Here is a 23,486-nt window from a genome sequence, read left to right as displayed (position 1 = left end):
AGTTGAAAATTAACCCATCGTTGGAATGACGAAGGCATTCGATCCATCGCCGCCGCCATCGGGCCAGCGCTGTGTGACTTTCTTGGCCTTCGTCCAAAAGCGCATGCCTTCCATGCCATATTGATCCGCATCGCCAAAGCCCGAACGCTTCCAACCGCCAAAGCTGTGATAGCTGACCGGCACGGGGATCGGCACGTTGATGCCGACCATGCCGACATTCACCCGGTGCGCGAATTCGCGCGCGGCCTGGCCATTGCGGGTGAAGATGGCGACACCATTACCGTATTGGTGATCGCTCGGCAGCTTGAGCGCGTGTTCGAAATCCGTGGCGCGCACGATCTGGAGGACGGGGCCGAAGATCTCTTCCTTGTAGCTTTCCATATCGGGCGTGACATGGTCGATCAGTGTCGGGCCGACGAAGAAGCCATCCTCATGACCTTGCAGCGTGAAGTCGCGACCGTCGATCACGATTTCGCCGCCTTCGTTCTCTGCCGTGGTGATCCAGTCCTCAACGCGCTGCTTGTGCTCTGGCGTGACGACCGGGCCGTAATGCGCATCCTTGTCGGTCGAGACGCCGACGCGTAGCGCGTTGATGGCAGGGATCAACTTTTCCTTGAGCCGCTCTGCCGTGTCCTCGCCCACCGGGACCACCACCGGCAGCGCCATGCAGCGTTCTCCGGCAGAGCCGAAAGCCGCGCCGGACAGGTCATTCACCACCTGGTCGAGATCGGCGTCGGGCATCACAATGCCGTGGTTCTTCGCGCCGCCCATGGCCTGCACACGCTTACCCGCTGCAACACCGCGCTTGTAAACGTAGTGCGCAATGTCGGACGAACCGACGAAGCTGACCGCGGCAATATCCTCATGGTCGAGGATTGCATCGACCATTTCCTTGTCACCATTGACGACCTGCAACAGACCTTCCGGCGCGCCCGCTTCGACGAACAGTTCCGCGAGGCGCACTGGCACCGAGGGATCGCGTTCCGAAGGCTTCAGGATGAAGGCGTTACCCGCCGCCACGGCCATGCCGAACATCCACATCGGAATCATCGCAGGGAAGTTGAACGGCGTGATACCCGCGCCAATACCGAGCGGCTGGCGCATCGAATAAACGTCGATGCCCGGCCCCGCGCCATTGGTGTATTCGCCTTTCTGCACCTGCGGGATACCGCAGGCATATTCGATCACCTCGAGCCCGCGCTGCACATCGCCATGCGCATCGTCGACGACCTTGCCATGCTCGCTGGAGAGAAGCTCGGCGAGCTCCTGCTTGTGCTCTTCGACCAGTCGCTTGAATTCGAACATCACGCGGGCACGCTTCTGCGGATTGGTCGCCGCCCATTCGGGTTGGACTTTCTTCGCATTGGCAATCGCGCGATCGAGCAAAGCCGCATCGCCCAGCGACACTTCGGCCTGCACTTCGCCTGTCGAAGGGTTCCAGATCTGGTGTTTGCGAGCGGAGGCGTCGCTGCCTTCGAAGCCCTGGATGAAGTGATCGATCTGACGCATGGGTATATTCCGTTACAAATGAAACTTGTTGCCTAAAGCCCTAGGCCCTTGCCGCGCGCGAGTCCAACTCTGGCGCGGCAAATCTGGCTTAGCGGCCCTTCCATTCCGGCGGACGCTTCTCGACAAAGGCTTTCATGCCTTCTTTCTTGTCCTCAGTCGCGGTGAGGATCTGGAACAGGCGCCGTTCGTGCACCATGCCTTGGCTGAGCGTCGTCTCATAGGCTGCATCGACCAGTTCCTTATTCACCTTGACCGCCATCGGCGCCATCGATGCGATGACTTCGGCTGCTTTCATGGCCTCATCCATCAGCTGATCATGCGGCACGACGCGGGCGACGAGGCCAGCGCGCTCGGCTTCTTCGGCATCCATCATCCGGCCCGTCAAGCACAGATCCATGGCTTTCGACTTGCCAACCGCGCGGGTGAGGCGCTGGCTGCCGCCCATGCCGGGGGCAACGCCCAGTTTGATTTCGGGCTGGCCGAATTTCGCATTTTCGGAAGCGATGATGAAATCCGCCATCATGGCGACCTCGCACCCGCCGCCCAGCGCAAACCCGTTGACCGCGGCGATCCACGGTTTGCGGGTTTTCGCCGTCATTTCATTCCAGCCGGAGAAGAAATCCTCCTGGAAGAATTCAGCGGACGGCTTGTCTACCATTTCCTTGATATCCGCCCCGGCGGCAAAAGCCTTGTCTCCACTCCCGGTCAGGACAGCGCAGCCCTGGCTATCATCCGCGTCAAAGGCGGCGAGGGCCTCGCCAAGTTCACGCTCTACAGTTGTGTTGAGAGCATTCAGCGCATCGGGGCGGTTGATCGTGATCAGCGTAACCGAACCGCGCTGTTCGGTGGTGATGGTTTCGTATGCCATAATTCTTGGTCCTGAGAATCTGTGTTTTTCGCTTCTGCAGTGAAAGCGCGTGAGGGGCTATTCGAGTTCCAGAATCACCGCATCGACAACCAGCGTCTCGCCTTCTTCGGCATTAATGGTGGCGATCGTGCCCGCCTTTTCGGCGCGAAGGATGTTTTCCATCTTCATCGCCTCGACCGTGGCAAGCGGCTGTCCGGGCTGGACTTCCTCGCCTTCCTCGACATGCAGTTTTACCAGCAAGCCGGGCATCGGGCAGAGCAGCATCTTGGACGTGTCGGGCGGTTCTTTCTCGATCATGTGACCGGCATGTTCGGCCAGCCGCGCTTCCAGCACGCGCAGCTCATGGCTCGCGCCGTGCGTGGTCATGACATAGCCGGTGCGTGTGCGCTCAATACCGATGCCGTAGCTGGCCACCGCTTCCGCATCCTCATCGGTGCTGTCGAATACCGAGACATCGACCATCTTGTCGCCCGGCGTATAGGTGAATTCGAGCACGACCTGCTCGCCGTCGACAAGAAGGCCTTCCTCGCCCAGCCTAACCTCGTTGTCACTCTCTCCATTGCGGACGATCCAGTCGCCGGGCGGAAGCAACGGACCGTTGAGCTGGCCCGAAATCCGCCGTGCGCGATCGGCATCGGCTGTGGCTATGACGCCTGCGACGGCGGCCAAGACGCGCCTTGCCTGGTCGCTGACAGCTGCGCCTTCGAAGCCGTCAGGGTATTCCTCAGCGATGAAGCCGGTGGTGAGTTCGCCACTGCGGAAGCGCGGATGTTGCATCAGCGCGGAGAGAAAATCGACATTGTGACCAAGCCCGTCGAGCTCGATGCGATCCAGCGCCGCAATCTGCAAGTCCGCCGCTTCCTCGCGCGTCGGGGCCCATGTCACCAGCTTGGCGATCATCGGATCGTAGAAGATCGAGACTTCGCCGCCTTCCTGAACGCCGCTGTCGAAGCGCGTGCCGTCCACCCCGCGCAAATCGCCTGCCCATGGCTCCACGGGGGTGCGATAGCGCACCAAGCGACCGGTTGAGGGAAGGAAGCCGCGATAGGGGTCTTCGGCGTAGATGCGGTTCTCGATTGCCCAGCCATCGATCCCGATATCGTCCTGCGACATTGCGAGCTTTTCGCCTGCCGCCACGCGGATCATCTGCTCGACTAGGTCGATGCCGGTGATCGCTTCGGTGACCGGATGTTCCACCTGCAGGCGGGTATTCATTTCGAGGAAGTAGAAGCTCTCGCCCGTCGGGTCCGCGCCGCTGACGATCAGCTCGACTGTGCCCGCCGAGTGGTATCCAACGGCCTGCGACAGTGCGACTGCCTGCTCGCCCATCTTCTTGCGCATTTCGGGCGTGACGAAAGGCGAAGGCGCTTCCTCGACCACCTTCTGGTGGCGGCGCTGGATGCTGCATTCGCGCTCGTTCAGATAGAGCACCGTGCCGTGCTTGTCGCCCAGAACCTGTATCTCGATATGGCGCGGGTCTTCGATGAACTTCTCGATGAAGACGCGGTCGTCGCCGAACGAGTTGAGACCCTCGCGCTTGGTCGCCTCGAACCCGTCTTTCACATCCTGATCGTCCCACGCGAGCCGCATGCCCTTGCCGCCGCCGCCCGCACTGGCCTTCATCATCACCGGGTAGCCGATGTCGTTGGAAACGCTCAGCGCCTCTTCCGTCGTGTCGATGGCATCTTCTGAGCCGGGAACGGTGTTGACGCCCGCTTCCTTGGCGAGCTTCTTGGACTCGATCTTGTCGCCCATCGCCGCAATCGCGCTCGCTGGCGGGCCGATAAAGGCGATGCCTTCCTTCTCCAGCGCTTCTACGAAACTGGCACGCTCGGACAAAAAGCCATAACCGGGATGCACCGCCTCTGCACCGGTCTCTTTGCAAGCCGCGATGATCTTGTCCGCTAGCAGATAGCTTTCGGCAGCAGGCGGCGGGCCGATATGCACGGCTTCGTCCGCCATCGCCACGAACGGCGCGCGCGCATCGGCATCCGAATAGACCGCGACCGTGGCAATACCCATGCGCCGCGCAGTCTTGATGACCCGGCACGCGATTTCGCCGCGATTGGCGATGAGGATTTTGGAGAACATCTATTCCGCCCTGATTTGTCTGATTTCATTCGTGCGTTCTGAGGTCAATTCGGCTCGGCAAACTGCTAACATCTCGCCATGATTGGACACTCCTTCCTGCCCAAACCAGAATGTATCGCAATAAGCATTGCGCCACGCGACCCATGCTTCCTGTTCGGTAATAATTAGCTCCTCAGCCCGAGGCATATTGTAGCAGCGCGTGGAATTTTCTGGGGCGCAGTTTCTGATACGGTCTATCGCTGCTTCAAACTGGACCAGCATTTCGTCCTCAGCCGCAGCGAGTTCCGTTACCGCTTGCTGACAAAACTCCAAGTCGCCGCATTCAATGGCGGAGCTATCTACGACCTCACCGGGATCGGGTTTTTCTCCCGAACAACCACTGAGGATCAACAATGGCAAAGCAATGGTAAGAGTACTTCTCACTCCGCGCCCTCCCACAGCCGCTTGATCGCCCACGCCCATACCAGCATCAGCGCGATGGCGACCAGCCACAGCACATTTTCATACCAGTATGGCGCGTCGGGAAAGCCGGAGATGCGCGCATCCTGCTTTTCCGAAGCCGATCTGCCCGCGAGGCAGGATGTCGGCAGCAGGACCAATGTGATGACGACCGAGCGAAGGATGAGGCGCTTGTTCACTCGCCCCCCTCAAGTGCTTCGTCGGCAGGCGGCATATTGTGCCCGAGCAGACGGAGAACATCTGCGGCGGCTTCGACTACATTGGTGCCCGGACCGTAGATTCCCTGCACACCGGCCTTTTTGAGAAACTCATAGTCGGGCTGCGGGATCACGCCGCCCGCCACCACCTTGATATCGGCGCGGCCTGCATCGCGTAGGTGCTGGATCAGTTCGGGGATCAGGGTCTTGTGGCCTGCTGCGAGCGAGCTTGCGCCCACCGCATCCACATCGCTATCGAGCGCCATCTTGGCGGTTTCTTCAGGGGTCTGGAACAACGGGCCGGACAGCACATCGAAGCCCATGTCGGCAAAAGCACTGGCGATCACATTCGCGCCGCGATCGTGGCCATCCTGCCCCATTTTGGCGACGAGGATGCGGGGCTTGTGATCGAGGCGGCGCGCGACGGCTTCGACACCCGCAACAACCTGCGCGTAACGCTCATCATCCTCATAGGCAGCGGCGTAAACGCCCTTCACCGGCTTGGGCAGCGTGTCATAGCGGCCAAAGGCGTTTTCCATCGCGGTGGAGATTTCGCCCAGCGTCGCATCGTGGCGTGCGGCCTCTACGGCCAGCGCAAGGAGATTGCCCTCGCCGCGCGAACCGTCTTCCAGTGCCTTCAAAGCGGCTTGGCAGGCCGCCTCATCGCGCCCGGCGCGCACTTTCTCCAGCCGCGCAATCTGGCTTTGGCGCACCGCGTGATTGTCGATATCGAGCGTGTCGATCGGGTCTTCCTCGGCCTTGCGGTATTTGTTGACGCCGACGATCACTGTTTCGCCCTTGTCGACCCTCGCCTGCTTTTCCGCCGCAGCGCTTTCGATCGCTGCCTTGGGCGCGCCGGATGCGACATAGGCGGTCATCCCGCCTGCCTGCTCGACTTCGGCCAAGAGATCTCGCGCCTTGTCCGCAATCTCCGCAGTCAGCGCTTCGATGTAATATGAGCCTCCCAGCGGATCGGCGACATTGGTGATGCCGGTCTCTTCCTGCAGCACCAACTGGGTGTTGCGGGCGATGCGCGCGGAGAAATCGGTGGGGAGCGCGATGGCTTCATCGAGCGCATTGGTGTGCAGCGACTGCGTGCCGCCGAGCACTGCCGAAAGCGCCTCCAGCGTGGTGCGGATGACGTTGTTGTAGGGGTCCTGCTCCTGCAGGCTGACACCCGAAGTCTGGCAGTGGGTGCGCAGCATTTTCGACTTGGGGTTCTGCGCGCCCAGCCCGGTCATCACTTCGTGCCACAGCGTGCGCGCGGCGCGCATCTTGGCGATTTCCATGAAGAAGTTCATGCCGATGCCCCAGAAGAAGCTGAGGCGCGGCGCGAAGGCATCGATATCGAGGCCGGTTTCCATCGCGCGCTTCGCATATTCCTTGCCGTCGGCAATGGTGAAGGCGAGCTCCTGCACCGCCGTCGCGCCGGCTTCGTGCATGTGATAGCCGGAGATCGAAATGGAGTTGAAGCGCGGCATGTTTGCGCTGGTGTAGGCGATGATGTCCGACACGATCCGCATCGATGGCTCGGGCGGATAGATGTAGGTGTTGCGGACCATGAACTCCTTCAGGATGTCGTTCTGGATGGTCCCGCTGAGCTTCTCCTGGCTGACACCCGCCCGCTCCGCCGCGGCGATATAGAACGCCATCACGGGGATCACCGCGCCGTTCATCGTCATGGAGACGCTCATCTCGTGGAGCGGGATCTGATCGAACAGGATCTCCATGTCGCGCACGGTGTCGATGGCAACGCCTGCCTTGCCGACATCGCCGACGACGCGCGGATGATCGCTGTCATAGCCACGGTGGGTGGCGAGGTCGAAAGCGACCGAGAGGCCCTTCTGTCCGGCGGCCAAGTTGCGGCGATAAAAGGCGTTCGATTCCTCGGCGGTGGAGAAGCCCGCATATTGCCGGATCGTCCACGGGCGGCCGGTGTACATGCTGGCATAGGGCCCGCGGGTGAACGGCTCGAAACCGGGCAGGCCGGGACCTTCCTCCGGCGCATCCTCCGCCGTGTAGAGCGGCTGCACGGCGATGCCTTCGGGCGTGTGCCAGGTCAGGTCGCGACCCTTCACTTCCTTCGCGGCTTTCTCGTGCCAGTCGGCCTTGGTGGGTTTGTCAGTCATAAAACAATCCGGATGCCCTGAGCTTGTCGAAGGGCTGCACTTTCTTCTGTAGTCCCGCGCTTCAAAAAAAGCAGTCCTTCGACAAGCTCAGGACAATCGGGTGTGGGGTTGATGCCCTCAATTGGACCAATGCGCGCCTTCCTTGGGCGTTTCCATGATTTCGGTCAGCTGGCCCATCATGTCCTTGGGGTGGAGGAAGAAGATCGGCGTGCCATGCGCCCCGATCCGCGTGGTGCCGAGAATGCGCTTGCCCTGCTCCTCGAACCACTTGCGCGCGTCCTCGATATCCTCGACCTCGAAGCAAATGTGGTGCTGACCACCCGCCGGGTTTTTCTCGAGAAAATTGGCGAGCGGACTGCCCGGCCCGAGCGGTTCGATCAACTCGATCTGCGTGCCCTCGGTGCCATTCTGGCCGGGCGTGTCGACAAAGCAGACCTTCACCCCCTGCGCCTCTAGATCGAATGACTCATGGATCTTTGTCGCGCCCATCGTCTCGCGATAATGTACGATCGAGTCCGCGATGGAGGGCGTGGCAACGCCAATATGGTTCAGACGGCCGAGTTTCATTGATGGGTTCCCAATAGAGATCACTCCAAACCTAGATGCCTACCTACAATCTCAAGCAGAAGCTCGAAAATAACGCCGAAGAAGCCGAGAAGACCTTGTCCTTCGCGCGACATAACGAACAGCACTACAAGCAGGATCAGGACAAGACAGCCGCAGATTCTAAATTTCCCGCTCATTCCTTGCTGAGCCTCCACTTCCTTGCTTCAACTGCCCTAAGCGGCGTGCGCGCCGTGTGCGATGCGCTGCTCGATTTTGCTTTCCGCTGCATCCGCAGCAACGAAGAAAGCTCCGCCAAATGCTGCGGTCAATCCGCCGAGCCAAGCCATCAACGCCGCTTGTTTCCAATTCATGCGGCGGACCAAAGCAGCAATCGCAGGTTCGGCGGCAAGCAGTATTCCAAGGCCGAGAAATAGCCAACCGGCTATCCGTATTTCACCCGGCATCTCAGGTGTCGGCTGGACGAAAAATCGAGTGAAGAAAATTTCCGAGTAAGGATCGAAAGACCAAGCTTTATACCAAGCTGCCAAAACTAAGATTGGCATACCGATGCCCGCGAAGAAAATGCGCCAGCCTCGCACAAACGGATGGACGGAGCTCTTCACAACGGCAAATTATCATGCTTCTTCCACGGGTTCTCGAGCTGCTTGTTTGCCAGCTTCCGCAGTCCCAGCGCGATGCGCTTCCTCGTCGAGTGCGGGTAGATCACCTCGTCGATATAACCGCGTGAGGCGGCCACGAAGGGGTTGGCGAAGCGGTCTTCGTATTCCTTCGTTTTCTCGGCGATCTTTTCGGGATCGTCGCGGTCTTTACGGAAGATGATTTCCACCGCGCCTTTTGCGCCCATCACGGCGATTTCGGCGGTTGGCCAGGCGTAGTTCAAATCGCCGCGCAGGTGCTTCGATGCCATCACGTCATAGGCGCCGCCATATGCCTTGCGGGTGATGACGGTAATCTTGGGCACGGTCGCCTCGGCATAGGCGAACAGCAGCTTCGCGCCGTGCTTGATGATGCCGTTGTGCTCCTGCGCGGTGCCGGGGAGGAAGCCGGGCACGTCCACCAGAGTCACGATCGGGATGCTGAAGGCATCGCAGAAACGCACGAAGCGCGCGGCCTTGCGGCTGGCATTGATGTCGAGCACGCCCGCCAGCACCATCGGCTGATTGGCAACGAAGCCCACCGGGCGGCCTTCGATGCGGCCAAAGCCGGTGATGATGTTTGCGCCGTGTTCAGGCTGGATTTCAAAGAAGGTGCCTTCGTCCACCACCTTCGCAATCACCTCATGCATGTCGTAGGGCATGTTGGCATTGGCGGGGATGATCGTGTCGAGGCTGTCCTCCATCCGGTCCCACGGGTCGGTGGTCGGCAGTTCGGGCAATTCGGACTGGTTGCTGGCGGGCAGAAAGCCCATCAGATCGCGCGCGGCGAGCAGCGCCTCGATATCGTTTTCGAGCGCGAGGTCCGCGACCGAAGTCTTGGTGGTGTGCACCACCGCGCCGCCGAGCTCTTCCTGCGTGACCTCTTCGTTGGTGACCGTCTTCACCACCTCGGGGCCGGTGACGAACATGTAGGAGCTGTCCTTCACCATGAAGATGAAGTCGGTCATGGCAGGCGAATACACCGCGCCGCCCGCGCACGGCCCCATGATCAGCGAGAGCTGCGGCACCACGCCGGATGCGAGCACATTCGCCTGGAATACTTCGGCATAGCCGCCGAGAGATGCCACGCCTTCCTGAATGCGCGCACCGCCGGAATCGTTTAGGCCGATGACGGGCGCGCCGACGCGCATCGCCATGTCCATGACCTTGCAGATCTTCTCCGCGTGCCGCTTCGACAGCGAGCCGCCGAACACGGTGAAATCTTGGCTGAATACGTAAACCAGCCGCCCATTGATCGTGCCCGATCCGGTGACGACGCCGTCACCCGGGATCTTTTGACTTTCCATACCGAAATCGACGCAATCGTGCTCGACATAAGTGTCCAGCTCTTCGAAGGAATCCTCATCCAGCAGGACATCGAGCCGTTCTCTCGCAGTCAGCTTGCCTTTGGCGTGTTGAGCATCAATCCGCTTCTGTCCGCCACCCATGCGGGCGGCTTCACGGCGGCGTTCCATTTCGGCGATATTCGCGGACATATCTGTGGCTCTCCTCGTGCAAAAGCCGTTGCACGGGAAACCGGTTAAGGTCAACGCAAGCGATGGATGGAATTTGGTGGTGAGCCGTGCTGGGTTCGAACCAGCGACCTACTGATTAAAAGTCAGTTGCTCTACCGACTGAGCTAACGGCCCGACCACGGGCGCTGCACCTAGGGGCAGGTGGCGAGCGGGTCAAGCGGCTTGGTTTGTAAATGTCTGCAATCGGCTCAGATCGGGCGATGTTACTTGCGATGGCGCGCCGAGAGTTGGCGCAGGGTGAAGCCACTCAGCGGATCGCGCCAGTCAGGTGCAATCTCAGCCGCGGGGCCGAGCACGAAGTCTCTCTCGCGGAACAGCGGATGGGGGATGATCAGGTCTGGCGTGCCCACGATGCCGCCACTCCACAACACGATGTCGAGATCAAGCACGCGCGCCTGCCAGCGCTGCCCCCTGCGCTGACGGCCAAGCGCCGCTTCCGCTTCATGCAGCACGGCCAGCAGGCTGAGCGGATCAAGTCGCGTGTCCAACAACAGCGCCGCATTGGCGAAGCGCCGCTGGCTCGGCCCGACGGGATCGCTGTCGACAATGCGCGAGCGCGCGGTGACCGTGCCTGCCGTCCCCTCGAGAAGCTCCATGGCCATGGCCACGATCTCCCGCGGCCTACCGAACAGCTGGTGCCGCTGATTGCTGCCGACTGCGATCAGATAGGTGTGATCGGTCTTTGCCACGCCCACCAGATCATCCCGCAGCCTGCGCATCGCGATCAGATGTCCTCCGCAATCCGCCCGTAAAGCTGCGGGCGGCGATCGCGGAAAAAGCCCCAGCTGGCGCGGTGCTGGCGTGCCGCGTCGAGATCGAGCGTGGCGGTCAGCACGCCGCTTTCCGCCGCACCATATTCGGCCAGCATGTCCCCCCATTCGTCGCAAATGAAGGAGTGGCCGTAGAAGGTCGTGCCGTCACTATCGCTGCCTTCGTGCCCGATGCGGTTCGCGGCGACGACAGGCATGCAATTGCTCACCGCATGGCCGATCATCGCGCGGCGCCACATGCGGCTTGTGTCCATCTCCGCATCTTTCGGCTCGGAGCCGATGGCAGTGGGGTAGAAGAGCACCTGAGCGCCTTTCAGCGCCAGTACACGCGCGGTTTCGGGATACCACTGGTCCCAACAGATACCGATGCCGATGCGCGCACCGAAAACGTCCCACACCTTGAACCCGTCATTGCCGGGTCGGAAATAAAATTTTTCCTCATAGCCCGGTCCATCGGGGATGTGGCTCTTGCGGTATGTGCCCATGATCTCGCCATCGGGGCCGATCATTGCGAGCGTGTTGTAATAGTGGTGCCCGTCTCGCTCGAAAAAGCTCGTTGGAATTGCGACGCCAAGGCTTTTCGCAAGCTTCTGCATGGCGACGACCGAGGGATGCTCTGCCGTGGGCCGTGCGAGGGCGAAGAACTCGTCCTTCTCCTCGCGGCAGAAATAGGGGCCGGAAAACAGCTCGGGCGGCAGGATCACCTGCGCACCCTGCTGTGCCGCCTCCTCTACCTGCGCAGAGACCGCAGCGATGTTCTCGCTCTCATCGTCGGAGCCCAGGGAAAGCTGGAGCGCTGCAACGGACAGTGTGGCCAAGGCGCGTTAGTCCCGCTTGCGGAAGAGCAGCGTCATACGGTCGCTCTCACCGATAGCTTCGTAGCGCGCGCGGTCCTCATCGCCGTAACGCAGCGTGGGCGGGAGCGTCCAAACGCCTCCTTCCCAGTTTGCGGGATCGTCGGAATTGGCATTCACTTCGCTGCTACCTGCAAGCTCGAAGCCGTGCAGTTCGAACAGGCGCACCACATCGCTCTGGCGCAGATAGCCATTTGAACCATTGGCGAATCCGTAAGACGCGTCTTCGGGTGCACGGTGCTGGACCACGCCGACCATCCCGTCATCGGAAAGCAGCGTGCGGATGGCGCGGAGCTCCGCATCGGCGCGGTTGCCATTCAGCAGGCCATGAATGGAGCGGAAGATCAGCACACGGTCCAGCGTGCCGACCACGTCCTCTGGGATCGCATCGCTTTCGAATGCGGTGACCGGCATGGAGCCGGACCAGTCGGCCTGAGCCACGGCCGTGGTGAAACGTTGCGGCCAGGTGGAGCCATCCTCTGCCGGATCACGGCCTGCCTGGAAAGCGAAGTACTGGCCCTGCGAACCGATCCACGGCAACAGCACGCGGGTGTACCAGCCGCCACCGGGGCCGTATTCAGCGACGCGCATAGTCGGCTCGATCTGGAAGAAGGCGAGCGTTTCTGCCGGATTGCGGTATTGGTCGCGGGCGCGATCTTCGTCGCGGTGCGACATGGCGAGCACGTGATCGAGCGAGTGGCCTTCATGCTCGTGCGCACCGTGCTCATGCGGACCATGATTGTGGGCGGCAGCGGGGCTGGCGACGGCGAGAGCCGCCGCAGCGGCAAACAGGGGGGTGTAACGCATCATATTCTCCCAAGGATTGTGTGGATGCGAAATGGCAGCCCAATGGCCAGATGACAAGCGCGGCCTTCGTCCCCACATATCACGGCAAAGGAGACCATGATGAGTGAGACTGTAATCGTAGCCGGCGGATGCTTCTGGTGCACCGAGGCTGTGTTCAAGGACGTGATCGGCGTGCAGTCGGTCGAAAGCGGTTATATCGGCGGCGATGTGCCGAACCCCACTTATAAGGCGGTGTGCACTGGCAACACCGGCCATGCCGAGGGGGTGAAAGTGACATTCGACACAGAGCAAGTCACCCTGCCGGAAATCTACGACATGTTCATGGGCACGCACGATCCCAGCCAGCTGAACCGCCAGGGCAATGATGTTGGCACGCAGTACCGCAGCGCGATTTTCCCGCTGTCCGACGAGCAGCGCGCCGAGGCCGAAGCCGCCATCGCCCGCTGGAACGAAAGTCACGAAGGCCAGAGCGCCGTCACCACGATCGAAAGCGGCGAATGGTATCCGGCAGAGGACTACCACCAGGAATATTGGGAAGGCGAAGGCCAGCGAAACCCCTATTGCATGGCGGTGATTCCGCCCAAGCTGATGAAGCTGCGCAAGAGCTTTGCCGACAAGGTGAAAAGCTGATTTGTTTACTTTGTGGTAAGTGCTGGAGCGCGCTTGAGTTAACCATGAAGAAAGGCCCGCGGCACGGTGTTTTCGTGCGGCGGGCCTTCGCTTTTCGGCCAGACGTTAACTTATCAGCGAGCGATATTCGGCCGCAGTGATGAACTCGCCAAAGGCTTCGCACCAGACCACCACCGTAGTGTAATCCTCGATATTCACGCCTGCGGGCACATCGAGCAGGAAGCCGTCGAATGTCTCGACGCCGCCTATGGCGACCGCTTCGTCCTTGATGGCTTCAAATTCCGCTTCGTCCTCAACGAACTCCCGCGTGAGATAGACGATGTAGTCCGGCCCCGGCGCCAGCTCGCCTTGGTGGACAATCCTGCTATCGGACACGCTGATGGTGCCCTCGCCCCAATGCAGGGCATCGCTGCCAGCGAGATCTCGGGTCAGTTCGGCGGAGTATTCGGCCGAGGCAGCCTGTTCCTCCAGCACTTCGGCAGCCGGAGCATCCGGCGCGGTCAGGATCGGCAGGAAATAAACCCCCAGCGCAAAGCCCGCGCCAAGCGCGGCGGCGTGGGTAACGATCAGGGCTAAAATCTTCTTCATGGTGCCTCCCGGCAAAGTGGTTTCTTATGCCGGGGTTATTCGCTGGGGCGGGCGATTGGTTACAATACGAGCTGCGCTAGCCTTGGAAGCGCGCAATGAAAAAGCCATCGAGACCGCCCGTTTCGGCCAACATGCCCGGGTGCGTGCGCACATGGCCCCAAGCACCCGGCTCCACGCCTTCGGGAAGCTCATCGCTCATCACGGGCAGAGGCGCCAACGTGCAACTTGCCGCCACGTCCTCGCCCTCCTCGGGTTCGAGAGAGCATACAGCATAAACCAGCGTTCCACCGGGCTTCAGCCAATTGGCGGCGCGCTCCAGCAATTGCGATTGCAGCAGCGCCATCGCCTCAATCTGGCGCGGGCCGATGCGGTGGATTACGTCCGGGTTGCGGCGGCAGGTGCCTGTCGCCGTGCAGGGTGCATCGAGCAGGATGGCGTCGTAAAGCTCATCCGGATGCCAGCCCATCGCATCGGCTTTTACGATATCGGCGGAAAGGCCGGTGCGCTTCAGGTTCTGGCGCAGCCGTTCGAGGCGGCGGGAGGAATTGTCGAGCGACGTCACTTTCCATCCCGCAGCGGCCAGTTGCAGAGTCTTGCCGCCGGGCGCCGCGCACAGGTCGAGCACGCGCTTGCCCTCGCCAGCGCCGAGCAGCCGCGCAGGTATCGATGCGGCAAGGTCCTGCACCCACCATGCGCCGTCATCGAAGCCCGGCAGGTTTTCGATAGCCGTGCCACGCGGCAGGCGGAGGTGTCCGGGAAGCAGGCTCTCGCCTTCGAGCCCTTCGGGCAGATCCCCGCGCAATGACAGGTCGAGCGGCGGCGGGGCGGCGATACCCTTGGCGATCTCTGGAGCCATATCGCCCCAGCGATGGGCGACGGCTTCCGGCAAAGTCGGCGCGTCGGGCAGGGTCGCATCTTGCCGGGTGAGCGTCGCGAAAACACCATGCGCCAATCGCTTCGGCCCGCCTGCGAGTAGCGGTAGCGCCGTCGCAATCACGGCGTGCGGCGGTGTTTCCAGCCGCAGCCATTGGGCGAGCATCATGCGCAGGACCATGCGCGCCTTGGCATCATCGGGCAGCGGCTTGTTCGTGGCGCTATCGATCAGCGCATCGAGATCGGTGAGCCAGCGCAGCACTTCGCCGGCAATCGCGCGAGCGAGCGCACGGTCGGCAAAGCTCGGCAGTCCGTTCGCCGCGCCGCCCGCCTGCTCCATCGTATCGCCGCGCCGCAGCACGGCATCGAGCATTTTCAGCGCCGCCTTGCGCGCCCCGCTTCCCGGAATGGTGTTCATAGGGGTGCCCCTAGGCCCAGTTGCGCATCAGCGCCAGAGCGCCCATGTTGCAGAGGCTATGAAACGCGCAACCAAACGCCCCGAAAACTTCAAGAAGCCCGCCCACTGGACGAGCGAACCACCGCCCGAGCCCGAAAAGGGCGAAGTCGACGAAAAGCTCAGCCCCACCCGCTACGGCGACTGGGTGCACAAGGGCATCGCGATCGATTTTTAGAGCTTAAACCCAGCCCGCCAGCTCGCGCCGGATGATCGCCTCGATCATGTCCATGCCGGTGGTGCGGGCGTTGAGGCATTCGATGCGGGCGAACTTTTCGCCGCCCGCTTCGATGAATTCGTCGCGGCCTTCCATGCCGAGCTCTTCCAGCGTTTCGAGGCAATCGGCGGAGAAGCCCGGCGCGGCGATGGCCATGCGTTTGGTGCCTGCCTCGGCCTCGGCAATGATCGTGTCATCGGTGGCAGGTTCGAGCCATTTGGCAGGGCCGAAGCGGCTCTGGAATGTTGTCACCATGCGGATGTCCGGGCGGTTCAGTTCCGCCTGCAGCAGGCGCGATGTTTTCTGACAGTGGCAGTGATAGGGGTCGCCTTCGGTCAGCGTGCGAAGCGGCATGCCGTGGAAGCTCATGAGCAGGACTTCGGGCGTGAAATCGAGCGCATCGAGCTGCGTGCCGATATCCTTTGCCAGCGCGCGGATGTAAGTCGGATCGTCGTGGTAGGGCGGGACGGTGCGCATCGCCGGCTGCCAGCGTTGCTCGCGCAGCCAGTCGCTGACCTTGTCGACGACGGTGGCCGATGTCGCGCCCGAATATTGCGGATACATGGGCGCAAGCAGGATGCGATCGCAGCCCGCCTCTTTGAGCTTATCGAGCTGGGGCGCGATGGCGGGCTCGCCGTAGCGCATCGCCCAGTCGACCATCACATTTTCGCCCAGCCGCGCCTGCAAACCGATCGCCTGATCTTCGGTAATCACCGCCAGCGGCGAACCGCGATCCCACCACACCTTCTTGTAAGCCGCCGCGCTTTTCTTGGGCCGGGTGTTGAGAATGATGCCGCGCAGGATCGGCTGCCAGATCAGCGAAGGGATCTCGATCACCCGCTTGTCCGACAGGAATTCCGCCAGATAGCGCCGCACCGGCCCCGTCTCGGGCGCGTCGGGCGTGCCGAGATTGACGAGCAACACGCCGACCTTGCCGCTTTTCACCGGCGGATGGTCAGCGGGTAAGTGCTGGGGGAGGCCGGAAAACGGCTCTGTCATTCGTTACGTCCTGCAAGGCAGCGGCGGACCCGTTGCCGAATGGGTTGGACGCTTGGCGCGCCCCGATGTTCCGTGCCCCATGCCCTAGCTGAGGCGGAAAGGAAACTCGCCCCAATGTCGGTAATCGCACGCCTCATGCAAATGCGGAGAGCAATGGCAGGCGGCGCAGGCGCAGGCCCGTGGCGCTGAAGAAAGCATTGGCGACGGCGGGGGCTACGGGCGGCACGCCGATCTCGCCCGAATCGAAAGGCGGCGCATCGCTATCGAGCAGCTCCACCGTGATCTGCGGGCAATCCTCCAGCGTCGGCAAGCCAAGCGCGGCGAGCCGCTGGTGCGTCGGCAGGCCGTCGGCATATTCGGTCGCACCGCCCAGCGCCTGCGCAAGGCCGAAGACCAGACCGCCTTCGATCTGCTGAAGCGCTATGTCGCGATTGACGACACGCCCGATATCGACTGCTGCATAGAGGTGGCGCACCCGGACGCCGCCTTCGCCCGCACTGGCCTGCGCGACGAGCGCGATGCGGCCCGTCGCTTCTCCCAATTGCATGCGGTGGCAGGCGAGCCCCTGCCCGCTCCCGCGCGTTCCGCCGTCCCACGCCGCTAGCCGCCCGGCGCGCTGCAGCAGATCGACCATCGGCGCATCCTGTCCGAGCATGGCTATGCGATAGGACAGCGGCTCCCGCTCATATTCCTGCGCGATCTCGTCGATGAAGCTTTCGCGGAAAAAGCACGTATAGCCATGCGCCCCGCCGCGCATCAGGGCTGTCGGCAGATCGAGCGACACCGGAATGTGCTGCACGACCATGTCCGGAATGGCATAGCTTTGCGCGAAGCCTTCGACAGCGAAGGGGTCCGCCTCACCTTCCACCGCTTCAATCGCCGCCCAGCTCACCGAATTTTCGAACAGGCGCTCGCCAAATTCGCGCATGGTCGAAGGCGCGGCGATCCTGGCGCGCAGCTGGCTGATCGAGCCTTCCTCGCGCAATTCCGCGCCGATCAGTGCCGCGACCGGTGGGCGCGGATAGGATGCCGCATGCTCCTGCCAGCGCGACCACGTAAGCTGCACTGGCCTCCCCGCCTCGCGCGCCAGCAGGGCCACTTCGACCGCCGCCTGATTATCCAGCCGCCGATCAAAACTGCCTCCCGCCGCGACGGGATACAGCACAACGTCGGCAGCCGAGAGGCCGATTGCTTTCGCCGCCGCCTGCCGTGCCGGTTCGGGTGCTTGCGTCGCCATCCACAGTTCCAGCAACCCATCGCTCAGCCGCGCAGTCGCAGTGGTGGTTTCGATGGTGGCATGGACACCGGGCGCGACATCATATCGGCGCGCCTCATCGGGCGCGTAATTGTCATCGCCTGCCCCGCGCGTTTCGACCGTGGTCGGAACACCGCGCCGCACAGCCGCGTCCAAAGTCTCGACAACTTCATTGCTTTCCACCGGCCGTCGGACCACAAATCGCGGCGCGATCCGGCGCAGGGCCTCTTCGGCGGCCCACCAATTGTCCGCAATCGCCGCCAGCCAGCGTTTTCCGCGAACCAGCTGGATGAGCCCGCGCTGGCCTGACGCGAGCGTCTCATCGAAAGTGCCCAATTCAGACTGGTTGAGCGGTCCGTGGCGGATCGCTGCGAACACCATATCGGGGAGGCGCACGTCGCCTGCGAACACATAGCTGCCATCGACTTTGGATGGGAGATCGAGCCGCGGCCAGGTAAGGACCCGCTCACCTTCCATCTCGCTTGGCGGAGCACGCTCTGCAGGCTCTTCGGGCAGCAAAGGCGGAGGATCGGGGGCAGAGAAGCCTGCCGATTCCAGCGCAAGCTCCGCAAAGCTCGCGCGATTACCTTCGTGATAGATAAAGCCGTTTTCCGCGCGGCATTGCTCCCACGGCACATCCCACCGCTCTGCCGCCGCTTTCGCCAGCATCGCCCGCGCCGAGGCTCCGGCATTGCGGCACGCCATTTCATAGGCAGCGAGCGATGTGCCCTTGGCGGTGACGTTGAATTTGTTCTCGCTCGCCCAGCGTTCGAGCAGTGCGTCACCTGCATCATTCGCCAGAGCGGGGATGACCGGCTTCCACAGCGGCGCCCATTCCACAGCGAGAGGCAGGTTCGCATACGCGCCGCTGACAGGCGCAGGTTCCACCGCGACCTGTCGCCAGTCAGCGCCAAGCTCCATCGCGACGATCTGCGGCAGTAGCGTGGTGACGCCCTGCCCCATTTCCAATTGCGGCACGGCGACAGTCACCACCCCATCGGAGGCAATCTTCAGCCACGCGTCGTAAGCAATTTCCTCCGGCCCGGGGGAAAGCGGCGTTTCAAACTCGCGCGGCAGGAAATTCCACGCGACCAGCAGTCCGCCGCCAACGGCAGCGCCCGTCAGAAGGCCGCGCCGGGTGACTTTCATCCCACCTGCTCCAGCGCCCGATGCAGCTGCGCGGCGATGCCGATGAACGGCTTGCCCATATCGCTGTCTGCAGCGGCAGCGGGAGGTGTGCCCGCATCGCTTTTCTGGCGAATTTCCATCGCCAGCGGCACCCGGCCGAGGAAAGGCAGGCCCAATTCCTTCGCCGCAGCTTCTGCCCCGCCCTTGCCGAACGGATCGCTGATATCGCCGCAGGACGGGCACATATATCCCGCCATGTTTTCGACAATCCCCGCAATCGGCACCTGCGCCTGCCGGAACAGGTCGAGCGCGCGCTTCGCATCGATGAGTGCGAGATCCTGCGGTGTGGAAACGACCACGGCGGCGCTCGGCTTGAATTTCTGCAGCATGGTCAGCTGCACGTCGCCAGTGCCGGGTGGCAGATCGACCAGCAGCACATCGGTATCGCCCCAATCGGCATCCATCAGCTGGCTCAGTGCTTGACCCACCATCGGGCCGCGCCATGCAATCGCCTTGCCCGCTTCGACCAGCTGGCCCATCGAGACGAACTTCACTCCAAAATCGCTGTCATGCGGGATCAGCTTTTCCCCCTCAGCGCGCAGCTTGCTCGGCGTATCGGCCAGCAGTGTCGCCTGCGAGGGACCGTAGATATCCGCATCGACCACGCCGACCTTATGGCCCATCCCTGCCAGCGCAACGGCAAGATTGGCCGTCAGCGTGCTTTTGCCGACTCCGCCTTTGCCAGAACCGACGGCGATGATCTGGCGTTCTTTCCTGTCCGCCATCAGCGCGACGCGCACTTCGCTTACGTGATCGAGCGCGCCGACCGCCTCTTCCAGCTCGCGCTGCAATTGCGCCGCGGCGGAGCGGCCGAGGCCACCCGCGTCGACCACCAGCGTTGCCACATTACCCCGCAGCGTGGCCGAACGGACCATGCCCGAAAGTTCGGCTGGAATGCGTGCGCGAATTGTCTCATCAATACTCATCTCAGGCCTTGCTAGCGGCTTGAAATGGGCAGGTCAGCAATTTTGCTGCGCGCTACCCCCTGTTTTTTGCAAAACAGCTACCTATAGAAGAGTGTATGGAACGATTGGGCGGTTTTATCGAGAGAATTGGCTTGGCTATGGCCGGCAAACGCAACCCCTGGGGCAAGTCCTCCAGCGGCGGCAGCGGATCGGGCGGAGGTGACTCCGGCGATGGCGATGCGCCGTCCGGCGGCAAAGGCTCCGGCAATGGCGGATCGGATGGTCCGCGCAACCCGTGGCTTCCCGGTGGCGGCGGCGGAGGCGGCAATAATGGCGGCCGCCGTGGCCCGAATATTGAGGATATTTTCAAGAACCGCGGGCCGGAAGGTCCGCGCCGCGGCGGCGGTGGAGGCGGAGGTCCTACTTTCCGCATCCCGCAACGCCCCGGCGGCAAGAGCTGGTTTCCGGTCGCGCTGGCAGCGATTGCCGGTGTCTGGGTCCTCGCGACATCGCTGCATATCGTCGACCCCTCCGAAAAAGGCTTCAAGACCTGGTTCGGCGGTCAATATGCCGGCGATATGAGCGACGGCCTGAATTTCACCGCTCCGTGGCCGATCCAGACGGTGGATATCGAAAACACCGATGAAATCCGCCGCCTGACCATCGGCGATGGCGGGGGTGAGAACCTGATCCTGACCGGTGACCAGAACCTTGTCGACCTGTCCTATCTCGTGCGCTGGCGCGTACGCGATCTGGTGCAATATCGCTTCGAATTGGAAGATCCTGAAGATACACTGCGCGAGGCCGCGGAATCGGCGATGCGTGCAGCGGTGGCGGAGACCACGCTCGACAATATCCTGTCGGGTGAAGGCCGCGCGCAGACGCAGCTGCGGGTTCGCACGCGGATGCAACAATTTCTCGATGCCTATGGTGCCGGGATCGCTGTCGATGGCGTCGATATCAACCGCACGGAAGCGCCTGAGGCAGTGATCGATGCCTTTAACGACGTGCTGGCCGCACGCCAGAACCGTGAGCAGCTGCTGAACCAAGCACGCCGGTACGAACAGCAGCTCCTCGCGCAGGCACAGGGTGACGCGGCGCAATTCAATGAAATCTATGAGCAGTATCGACTCGCCCCTGAAGTGACGCGTCGCCGCCTCTATTACGAGACAATGGAAACCGTGCTTCGCGGCACGGACAAGACAATTATCGAGACGGATGGCGTAACGCCTTATCTGCCGCTGCCCGAAATCAACCAGCGCGCGCGCGGAGCGTCGTCGCTCTCCGCAAGCCCGCAGGGAGGCCAGTAAGATGGAAAAGCTCTGGCAAAACCAGAAAGCGGCGCTGATCGCTATCGCCGTTTTCATTATCATTGCGCTCAGCACAATTGTCATCGTGCCCGAAACGCAGCAGGGCGTGGTGATCCGCGCAGGTGAGCCCGTCCGCGTGATCAATCGCTTCGACCCCGCTCAGGAATTCGGTGCGACAGGCGCTGGCATTTCCTGGCGCATTCCGGGTTATGAGCGTGTGCAGATGGTCGATCGCCGCATCCTCGATCTCGACATGGAAGGCGAAACCGTCTTGTCGAATGACCAGCAGCGTCTCGAAGTGAACGCTTACGCGCGCTATCGCATTTTCGATCCAGTGCTCTTCGTGGAGCGTGCGCGAAACGAAGAAACTCTGACCGATCAGCTCGAACCGATCCTCAGCTCGGCGCTGCGGCAGGAACTTGGTCGCCGGACATTTGCAAGCCTGCTGACGGCGGAGCGCGGCAGTGCGATGACCAACATCCGCGACACGCTGGACACCGAGGCGCGCAATTACGGCGCGCAGATTATCGATGTGCGCATCAAGCGTGCCGACCTGCCCGAAGGCCGTCCGCTCAACGCTGCGTTCGAGCGTATGCGTTCCGAACGTGAAGAAGAAGCAGCAACCATCCGTGCAGGTGGACGCCGCGATGCGCAAATCATTCGCGCAGAGGCAGAAGCCAATGCCGCACAGATTTACGCCGAAGCTTACAATCAGGACCCCGGTTTTTACGATTTCTACCGCGCCATGGAGAGCTATCGCCGGACATTTGGCCCTGTGCAGAGTGGCGAGAGTTCGGAGAACGTCGGTGACAGCTCTGTCGTCCTCAGTCCGGATAATGAATATCTCCGCCAGTTCCGCGGCGGCCGCTGATACTCGGTCCAAGCTTCTTAGACGGCATTCGACTACAAATGTCGTTAAAGAGGTATTCAGCCGTGATCGGCTGGAAACATCGGAGGGACCCATGCGTTCACGGGCGAAGAAGTTTGCCCTGAACGGACACAACAAAGAGGAATAAAGGACGTGAAGCCAGTGCGCTATTCTTACGGCATCACAACGGCATTGCTGATCGGCGGTGCCGCCATCTCAATGATCACCGGCTACCCCGCCGGCGCGCAGGTTGCGCAGAACGATCGAATCCAGATCCAGGACGCCGTTCCTGTGGACGGGGCACCGGCAAGCTTTGCCGACCTTACCGAAGTTCTGCAGCCCGCAGTGGTCAATATCTCCACCCGCCAGTCTATCACGGTGGAGCAGCAGGCAAGCCCGTTCGACCAGTTCTTCAACCGCCGCCGCGCACCCAGCGGCCCACAGACGCGCGAAGCGACTTCGCTCGGTTCAGGCTTCATCGTGAGCGCCGATGGCTTCATCGTGACCAACAATCACGTGGTCGCGCCGCAAAGCAATGGCCGCGTTCAGGCGACGCTGGAAGAGGTGACGGTGACGTTGCCCGATGGGCGTGAATATGAGGCCGAAGTGGTCGGCACCGATCCGCAGAGCGACCTCGCAGTGCTCAAGATCAGCCGCCCAGAGCCCTTCCCCTTCGTGCGCTTCGGCGATTCCAGCCAAGCCCGCGTGGGTGACTGGGTCATCGCCATCGGCAATCCCTTCGGCCTCGGCGGTACGGTGACGAGCGGTATCGTATCATCGGTCTATCGCAGCACCGGCCAAGGCGGCGCCTTCGATCGCTATCTACAGACCGACGCTGCGATTAACCGCGGTAATTCGGGCGGTCCGCTGTTCGATATGCAGGGCAATGTGATCGGCATCAACAATGCCATTCTCTCACCCTCTGGCGGCAGCGTCGGCATCGGCCTCGCCATTCCGGCGGAGGATGCAGAACCCATCGTTGCGTCGCTGATTTCGGGCGAAGAAATCCTGCGCGGCTATCTCGGTGTGCAGATTCAGCCGGTGAATGACGACATTGCCGAGGCGCTGGGGATCGAGGATGATCGCGGCGAGCTGATCCAGATGGTCCAGCCCGATGAAGCAGCCGAACGCGCGGGCCTGCGCGCAGGCGATGTGGTGCTGACCGTAGATGGCGAAACCATCACGCCGGATAACACCCTGTCCTACATTGTCGCCAATATCGCGCCGGGCACGACGGTGCCTGTCACTTTCATCCGCGATGGCGAGCGTCGCAGCGTGAACGTGACCGTTGGCCGCCGCCCAAGCGCGGAAGAAATGCGCCAGCAGCAGATGTTCCAGAATGAGGATGATGACGATCAAGCGGCGCCCAGCGATGGTGATGGCAGCAGCATGATCGAAGAAGCGCTGGGTATTCGCGCAGTGGCGATCAATCCGAACATCGCCCGCCAGCTTGGCATTTCGCCAGACACCACCGGACTTGCCATCGTGAGCGTGGATCCATCCTCCGATGCCGCCCGCCGGGGTCTGCAGCGCCGCGTGGTAATCAGCCGTGCAAATGGTCGAGAGGTTGAGAGCCTTGCCGATCTTGAAGCGGTTATTGCCGATGCGCGCGACGCCGGACGCGGCGCGATCCTCTTGCGCGTCCAGGCTCGTGGCGGTCCGGCACAGTCGATCCCGGTTCGTTTGAACGACTGATCTCGCAGGCTGGCAGAAGTCCGGCTGCAAATAGAAAACCCGCTTCCCAGCACAACGCCGGGAAGCGGGTTTTCTAATTCTGC

At 62.0% G+C, this 23,486-nt stretch carries 22 protein-coding genes and 1 tRNA gene; 6 read left to right on the top strand and 17 right to left on the bottom strand.

What is annotated here, in order from left to right:
• Positions 1–9: 9 nt before the first annotated feature.
• The 7 genes from I5L03_RS03820 to mce all read right to left on the bottom strand — a co-directional run bounded on the left by I5L03_RS03820 (position 10) and on the right by mce (position 7,820).
• Positions 10–1,509: a CoA-acylating methylmalonate-semialdehyde dehydrogenase gene (locus I5L03_RS03820; protein ID WP_197920356.1), complete on the bottom strand. Its 1,500-nt coding sequence runs from the start codon at positions 1,507–1,509 to the stop codon at positions 10–12.
• Between the two features lie 88 nt (positions 1,510–1,597).
• Complete coding sequence (locus I5L03_RS03815) at positions 1,598–2,377, bottom strand: enoyl-CoA hydratase-related protein (RefSeq protein WP_197920354.1); 780 nt, start codon at positions 2,375–2,377, stop codon at positions 1,598–1,600.
• Between the two features lie 57 nt (positions 2,378–2,434).
• Positions 2,435–4,468 carry an acetyl-CoA carboxylase biotin carboxylase subunit gene (locus I5L03_RS03810; RefSeq protein WP_197920353.1) on the bottom strand — a complete coding sequence of 678 codons (2,034 nt, stop codon included), beginning with the start codon at positions 4,466–4,468 and terminating at the stop codon, positions 2,435–2,437.
• Positions 4,469–4,891, bottom strand: a complete 423-nt coding sequence (locus I5L03_RS13520; RefSeq protein ID WP_197920351.1) for a lysozyme inhibitor LprI family protein — start codon at positions 4,889–4,891, stop codon at positions 4,469–4,471. It lies immediately after the preceding gene.
• On the bottom strand, positions 4,888–5,106 hold the full coding sequence (locus tag I5L03_RS03800) for a hypothetical protein (RefSeq protein ID WP_197920349.1): 219 nt from the start codon (positions 5,104–5,106) through the stop codon (positions 4,888–4,890). Before I5L03_RS03800 ends, I5L03_RS13520 begins: the two co-directional genes overlap by 4 nt.
• Positions 5,103–7,253: a methylmalonyl-CoA mutase gene (scpA, locus tag I5L03_RS03795; RefSeq protein WP_197920347.1), complete on the bottom strand. Its 2,151-nt coding sequence runs from the start codon at positions 7,251–7,253 to the stop codon at positions 5,103–5,105. The genes I5L03_RS03800 and scpA overlap by 4 nt, the downstream gene beginning before the upstream one ends.
• 117 nt (positions 7,254–7,370) lie before the next feature.
• A complete protein-coding gene (gene mce / locus I5L03_RS03790; RefSeq protein ID WP_197920345.1) occupies positions 7,371–7,820 on the bottom strand; it encodes a methylmalonyl-CoA epimerase in 450 nt (149 codons plus the stop codon).
• Between the two features lie 35 nt (positions 7,821–7,855).
• Here mce and I5L03_RS13400 point away from each other — a divergent pair, with 35 nt between their 5' ends.
• On the top strand, positions 7,856–8,233 hold the full coding sequence (locus I5L03_RS13400; protein WP_234035008.1) for a hypothetical protein: 378 nt from the start codon (positions 7,856–7,858) through the stop codon (positions 8,231–8,233).
• A 185-nt stretch (positions 8,234–8,418) separates the two neighbouring features.
• Here the strand turns inward: I5L03_RS13400 and I5L03_RS03780 are convergent, their stop codons facing one another.
• The 5 genes from I5L03_RS03780 to I5L03_RS03760 all read right to left on the bottom strand — a co-directional run bounded on the left by I5L03_RS03780 (position 8,419) and on the right by I5L03_RS03760 (position 12,424).
• Entirely contained in the window at positions 8,419–9,951 is a 1,533-nt protein-coding gene (locus tag I5L03_RS03780) for an acyl-CoA carboxylase subunit beta (RefSeq protein WP_197920341.1), read from the bottom strand.
• A 77-nt stretch (positions 9,952–10,028) separates the two neighbouring features.
• A tRNA-Lys gene (locus I5L03_RS03775) sits at positions 10,029–10,104 on the bottom strand.
• 89 nt (positions 10,105–10,193) lie between these two features.
• Positions 10,194–10,709, bottom strand: coding sequence for a 2-amino-4-hydroxy-6-hydroxymethyldihydropteridine diphosphokinase (folK, locus tag I5L03_RS03770; RefSeq protein WP_197920340.1), 516 nt, complete (start codon positions 10,707–10,709; stop codon positions 10,194–10,196).
• 5 nt (positions 10,710–10,714) lie between these two features.
• Positions 10,715–11,578, bottom strand: a complete 864-nt coding sequence (gene aguB, locus I5L03_RS03765) for an N-carbamoylputrescine amidase (RefSeq protein ID WP_197920339.1) — start codon at positions 11,576–11,578, stop codon at positions 10,715–10,717.
• 6 nt (positions 11,579–11,584) lie between these two features.
• On the bottom strand, positions 11,585–12,424 hold the full coding sequence (locus I5L03_RS03760) for a class I SAM-dependent methyltransferase (protein WP_234035007.1): 840 nt from the start codon (positions 12,422–12,424) through the stop codon (positions 11,585–11,587).
• Positions 12,425–12,517: 93 nt separating this feature from the next.
• Between I5L03_RS03760 and msrA the strand changes: the two genes are divergently transcribed.
• Positions 12,518–13,051: a peptide-methionine (S)-S-oxide reductase MsrA gene (msrA, locus tag I5L03_RS03755; protein WP_407647594.1), complete on the top strand. Its 534-nt coding sequence runs from the start codon at positions 12,518–12,520 to the stop codon at positions 13,049–13,051.
• A 105-nt stretch (positions 13,052–13,156) separates the two neighbouring features.
• On the opposite strand, the gene I5L03_RS03750 is transcribed toward msrA, so the two are convergent.
• The gene (locus I5L03_RS03750; protein WP_197920337.1) at positions 13,157–13,639 is read right to left on the bottom strand and encodes a DM13 domain-containing protein; all 483 of its coding nucleotides are present in this window, start codon (positions 13,637–13,639) and stop codon (positions 13,157–13,159) included.
• A 76-nt stretch (positions 13,640–13,715) separates the two neighbouring features.
• Positions 13,716–14,930 carry an RsmB/NOP family class I SAM-dependent RNA methyltransferase gene (locus I5L03_RS03745; protein WP_197920336.1) on the bottom strand — a complete coding sequence of 405 codons (1,215 nt, stop codon included), beginning with the start codon at positions 14,928–14,930 and terminating at the stop codon, positions 13,716–13,718.
• Between the two features lie 58 nt (positions 14,931–14,988).
• On the opposite strand from I5L03_RS03745, the gene I5L03_RS03740 reads away from it, so the two are divergent.
• The gene (locus I5L03_RS03740) at positions 14,989–15,144 is read left to right on the top strand and encodes a DUF1674 domain-containing protein (RefSeq protein ID WP_197920335.1); all 156 of its coding nucleotides are present in this window, start codon (positions 14,989–14,991) and stop codon (positions 15,142–15,144) included.
• Between the two features lie 3 nt (positions 15,145–15,147).
• Here I5L03_RS03740 and hemH read toward each other — a convergent pair whose 3' ends face one another.
• The 3 genes from hemH to I5L03_RS03725 form a co-directional block, all read right to left on the bottom strand.
• On the bottom strand, positions 15,148–16,182 hold the full coding sequence (gene hemH / locus I5L03_RS03735) for a ferrochelatase (protein WP_197920334.1): 1,035 nt from the start codon (positions 16,180–16,182) through the stop codon (positions 15,148–15,150).
• 133 nt (positions 16,183–16,315) lie between these two features.
• Complete coding sequence (locus tag I5L03_RS03730; RefSeq protein ID WP_197920333.1) at positions 16,316–18,586, bottom strand: molybdopterin cofactor-binding domain-containing protein; 2,271 nt, start codon at positions 18,584–18,586, stop codon at positions 16,316–16,318.
• Positions 18,583–19,551 carry a P-loop NTPase gene (locus tag I5L03_RS03725; protein WP_197920332.1) on the bottom strand — a complete coding sequence of 323 codons (969 nt, stop codon included), beginning with the start codon at positions 19,549–19,551 and terminating at the stop codon, positions 18,583–18,585. Before I5L03_RS03725 ends, I5L03_RS03730 begins: the two co-directional genes overlap by 4 nt.
• Before the next feature lie 137 nt (positions 19,552–19,688).
• On the opposite strand from I5L03_RS03725, the gene hflK reads away from it, so the two are divergent.
• The 3 genes from hflK (at position 19,689) to I5L03_RS03710 (ending at position 23,403) form a co-directional block, all read left to right on the top strand.
• Positions 19,689–20,840 carry a protease modulator HflK gene (hflK, locus tag I5L03_RS03720; protein WP_197920331.1) on the top strand — a complete coding sequence of 384 codons (1,152 nt, stop codon included), beginning with the start codon at positions 19,689–19,691 and terminating at the stop codon, positions 20,838–20,840.
• Between the two features lies 1 nt (position 20,841).
• Complete coding sequence (gene hflC / locus I5L03_RS03715; RefSeq protein WP_197920330.1) at positions 20,842–21,711, top strand: protease modulator HflC; 870 nt, start codon at positions 20,842–20,844, stop codon at positions 21,709–21,711.
• Positions 21,712–21,870: 159 nt separating this feature from the next.
• Positions 21,871–23,403: a Do family serine endopeptidase gene (locus tag I5L03_RS03710; RefSeq protein WP_197920718.1), complete on the top strand. Its 1,533-nt coding sequence runs from the start codon at positions 21,871–21,873 to the stop codon at positions 23,401–23,403.
• Positions 23,404–23,486: the final 83 nt, after the last annotated feature.

It is taken from the genome of Aurantiacibacter sediminis, from assembly GCF_016019885.1.
Taxonomy (GTDB): domain Bacteria; phylum Pseudomonadota; class Alphaproteobacteria; order Sphingomonadales; family Sphingomonadaceae; genus Alteraurantiacibacter; species Alteraurantiacibacter sediminis.
The sequence above is the reverse complement of the archived record's forward strand: the minus strand, read 5'-3'. Positions and strand labels throughout refer to the sequence as shown.